Source organism: Brevundimonas sp., assembly GCF_013823285.1.
Classification (GTDB): domain Bacteria; phylum Pseudomonadota; class Alphaproteobacteria; order Caulobacterales; family Caulobacteraceae; genus Brevundimonas.
The window spans coordinates 1-2,886 of the sequence record NZ_PNLV01000178.1 but is presented as its reverse complement, the minus strand read 5'-3'; the positions used below and the strand labels follow the sequence as shown (position 1 = coordinate 2,886).

Annotated in this window: 4 protein-coding genes and 1 pseudogene; 4 read left to right on the top strand and 1 reads right to left on the bottom strand. The window is 67.9% G+C overall.

Annotated elements, in window-relative coordinates; all coding sequences use genetic code 11:
• From C0461_RS14125 to C0461_RS14110, 4 genes are all read left to right on the top strand, one after another.
• A partial coding sequence (locus C0461_RS14125) for a prolyl oligopeptidase family serine peptidase (protein ID WP_292107912.1) occupies positions 1 to 516 on the top strand: 516 nt, incomplete at its 5' end.
• Entirely contained in the window at positions 516 to 2,006 is a 1,491-nt protein-coding gene (locus tag C0461_RS14120) for an amidase (RefSeq protein ID WP_292107910.1), read from the top strand. The genes C0461_RS14125 and C0461_RS14120, both read left to right, overlap by 1 nt.
• Positions 2,007 to 2,038: 32 nt before the next feature.
• Positions 2,039 to 2,440, top strand: a complete 402-nt coding sequence (locus tag C0461_RS14115; protein WP_292107908.1) for a low affinity iron permease family protein — start codon at positions 2,039 to 2,041, stop codon at positions 2,438 to 2,440.
• Positions 2,437 to 2,718, top strand: coding sequence for a SemiSWEET transporter (locus C0461_RS14110; protein ID WP_292107907.1), 282 nt, complete (start codon positions 2,437 to 2,439; stop codon positions 2,716 to 2,718). The genes C0461_RS14115 and C0461_RS14110 overlap by 4 nt, the downstream gene beginning before the upstream one ends.
• On the opposite strand, the pseudogene C0461_RS14105 reads toward C0461_RS14110, so the two are convergent.
• Positions 2,715 to 2,886 (bottom strand): annotated as a pseudogene (locus C0461_RS14105) (GAF domain-containing protein); the annotation flags it as partial. The gene C0461_RS14110 and the pseudogene C0461_RS14105 overlap by 4 nt on opposite strands.

The following is a 2,886-nucleotide window of genomic DNA, read 5'->3' as shown; positions in this document are numbered from 1 at the left end:
TACCTGCGCATGGGCACGGTGGAGGTCGAGGACCAGGTGCTGGGCGCGAACTATCTGCGCAGCCTGCCCTACATCGACGCGGACCGCATCGCGGCCATGGGCTGGAGCTACGGCGGGTTCATGACCCTCCACATGCTGACCGAGCCCGACATGGGTCTGGCCTCGGCCATATCGGGCGCGCCGGTGACCGACTGGAGCCTGTACGACACCCATTACACCGAACGGTTCATGTCGACGCCCGAGGGCAATCCGGACGGCTATGCGGCTTCGGACGTGGTCACGAAGCTGGACCAACTGACGGGCCGGCTGCTGCTACTGCACGGCATGGCGGACGACAACGTCATCTTCGAGAACACCACCCGCGTGCTGAACGCCCTGCAGGAACAGAGCGTCCCCTTCGAGACCATGCTCTATCCCGGCCAGCGCCACGGCATCCGCGGCAACCCGCGCCAGCTGCACCAGTGGCGCACCTATCTGGACTTTCTGGACCGCACCATCGGAGAGCGCAGCCAGTGATGCGCAAGGGGGGTGTTCTCGCGGCGCTGGCGGGGCTGGCGCTTTTGGCCTGCGCGACCCCGGGTCCGACGGATCTTGAGGTTCGCGACCGCGCGACGGTCAACAGCGTGATCGTCTGGAGTCCTGCGGCCAGTGCGGCGACCTGGGACGCCGGGGCGGCGGATCGCTCCATCGTCGGCATGCCCATCCTGATCAAGGACAACATCGAAACCGCCGACATGCCCACCACCGCCGGGTCTCTGGCGCTGGTGAACAATGCCCCCGGGCGTGACGCGCCGCTGGTGGCGCGGCTCCGAGCGGCCGGGGCGGTGATTGCGGGCAAGGCCAATCTGTCCGAGTGGGCCAATTTCCGAGGCGCGAATTCCGTCAGCGGCTGGAGCGCCGTGGGCGGCCAGACGCGCAATCCCCATGCCCTGGACCGCAACCCCTGCGGCTCGTCCTCAGGCAGCGCGGCGGCGGTGGCGGCGGGGCTGGTTCCGGCGGCCATCGGCACCGAGACCAACGGCTCCATCGTCTGCCCGGCGGCGGCCAACGGGGTGGTGGGCTTCAAACCTACCGTAGGCCTGGTGTCACGCACCCACATCATTCCCATCAGCGAAAGCCAGGACACCGCCGGGCCCATCACCCGCACGGTGGAGGACGCGGCCCTGATCCTGAGCGTCATGGCCGGGACCGACCCCGCCGATCCGGCTACGGCCGAGGCGGACGCCCGCCGCACCGACTACCGGGCGGCGCTGGACGCCGGATCGCTGGCGGGCGTGCGCATCGGCGTGGCGCGGTTCGCCTCGGGCTATCACGGCGGAACTGATGCGGTGTTCGAGGCGGCGCTGGCCGACCTGCGCGCCGCCGGGGCCGAGCTGGTGGAGATTACAGAGGGGCCGGAGATGGGTCCCATAGGCCGGGCGCAGTTCACCGTCCTGCTGACCGAGCTCAAGGCCGGGCTGAACGCCTATCTGGCCTCTACCGACCCGGTGCAGACGCCCACCCGAACCCTGGCCGATCTGATCGCCTTCAACGAGGCGACGCCGCGCGAGCTGGCCCTGTTCGGGCAGGAGTATTTCGTCCAGGCCGAGGCCACCGGCGGGCTCGACGACCCCGATTACATCGAGGCCCGCGACACGGCCCGGCGTCTGGCCGGACCGGAAGGCATCGACCGGCTGCTGGCCGAGCATGATGTGATCGCCCTGGTCGCCCCCACGGGCGGGCCGGCCTGGCCGACGGATCCGGTGATGGCCGATCGGTTCCTGGGCTCGGCCAGCACCCTGGCCGCCGTGGCGGGCTATCCGCATCTCACGGTGCCCATGGGATTCGTCCATGGTCTGCCGGTGGGCCTGTCGATCTTCGGCGCCAGATGGGACGACGCCCGCATCCTGTCGCTGGGCTACGCCTATGAGCAGCAGAGCGGGGCGTTCCGGGCCCCGGCCTTCCTCGACAGCGTCAACGACAATGAGGCGATCGCACCGCTGCTGAGGCCCGCCGCTTTCCGGTAGGAACCGGTGGCCAGGGTGGCCGTTAGGCGCTCGTGGAAAAGCTGTTCATTCGTTTCGCCAACGCGACGGCGCGCATTGCGGGACGACCGCTGACGTTCGCCCTTTGCCTGCTTGTGGTGCTGGCCTGGGCGGTGACCGGGCCGATCTTCGGGTTCAGCCAGACCTGGCAGCTGGTCATCAATACCGGAACCACCATCGTCACCTTCCTGATGGTGTTCCTGATCCAGAACACCCAGAACCGCGACGCGGCGGCGATGCAGGCCAAGCTGGATGAACTGGTTTACGCGAGCGGAAACGCCAGAAACCGCTTCATCGGCATCGAGCATCTGACGGACATCGAACTCGGAGAGATACTGCGCGAGGTCGAGGCGCGCGCGCTGGAAGTTCACGAGGCGCGACGCCAACGGCGATCCATCGAAAAGACCGGGGTATGAACGCTTCGCTATGGATCAATGTGATCGGCACGGGCGCGGCCCTGTGCACCATCATCAGCTTCGTGCCGCAGATCATCAAGATCATCCGCGAACGCGATGCATCCTCGGTGTCGCTGCGGATGTATGCGCTGACGGTGACCGCCTTTTCGCTCTGGACGATCTACGGCGTCATGCTGGGCGCCTGGCCGCTGGTGGCGGCCAACAGCGTGTCGCTAACGCTGGCGGCTACGGCCCTCATTTGCAAATGGCGGTTCCGCGACGGCGATCCCGAGACCTAGCTGAACACCCTGGCCATGAGCCGTTCCAGCCATTCGGCGTCCACGGCGTCGAAGGCGGCCTTTTCGGCGGCGTCCACGTCCAGCACCGCAATCAGGGCGCCGGACGGATCGAGGACCGGAACCACGATCTCGCTGGCCGACCGGGAGTCGCAGGCGATGTGGCCGGGG

Excerpts from the sequence above, each read along its gene's own strand:
- C0461_RS14120 (WP_292107910.1), top strand. The coding sequence starts at position 516 with ATGCGCAAGGGGGGTGTTCTCGCGGCGCTGGCGGGGCTGGCGCTTTTG.
- C0461_RS14110 (WP_292107907.1), top strand. The coding sequence starts at position 2,437 with ATGAACGCTTCGCTATGGATCAATGTGATCGGCACGGGCGCGGCCCTG.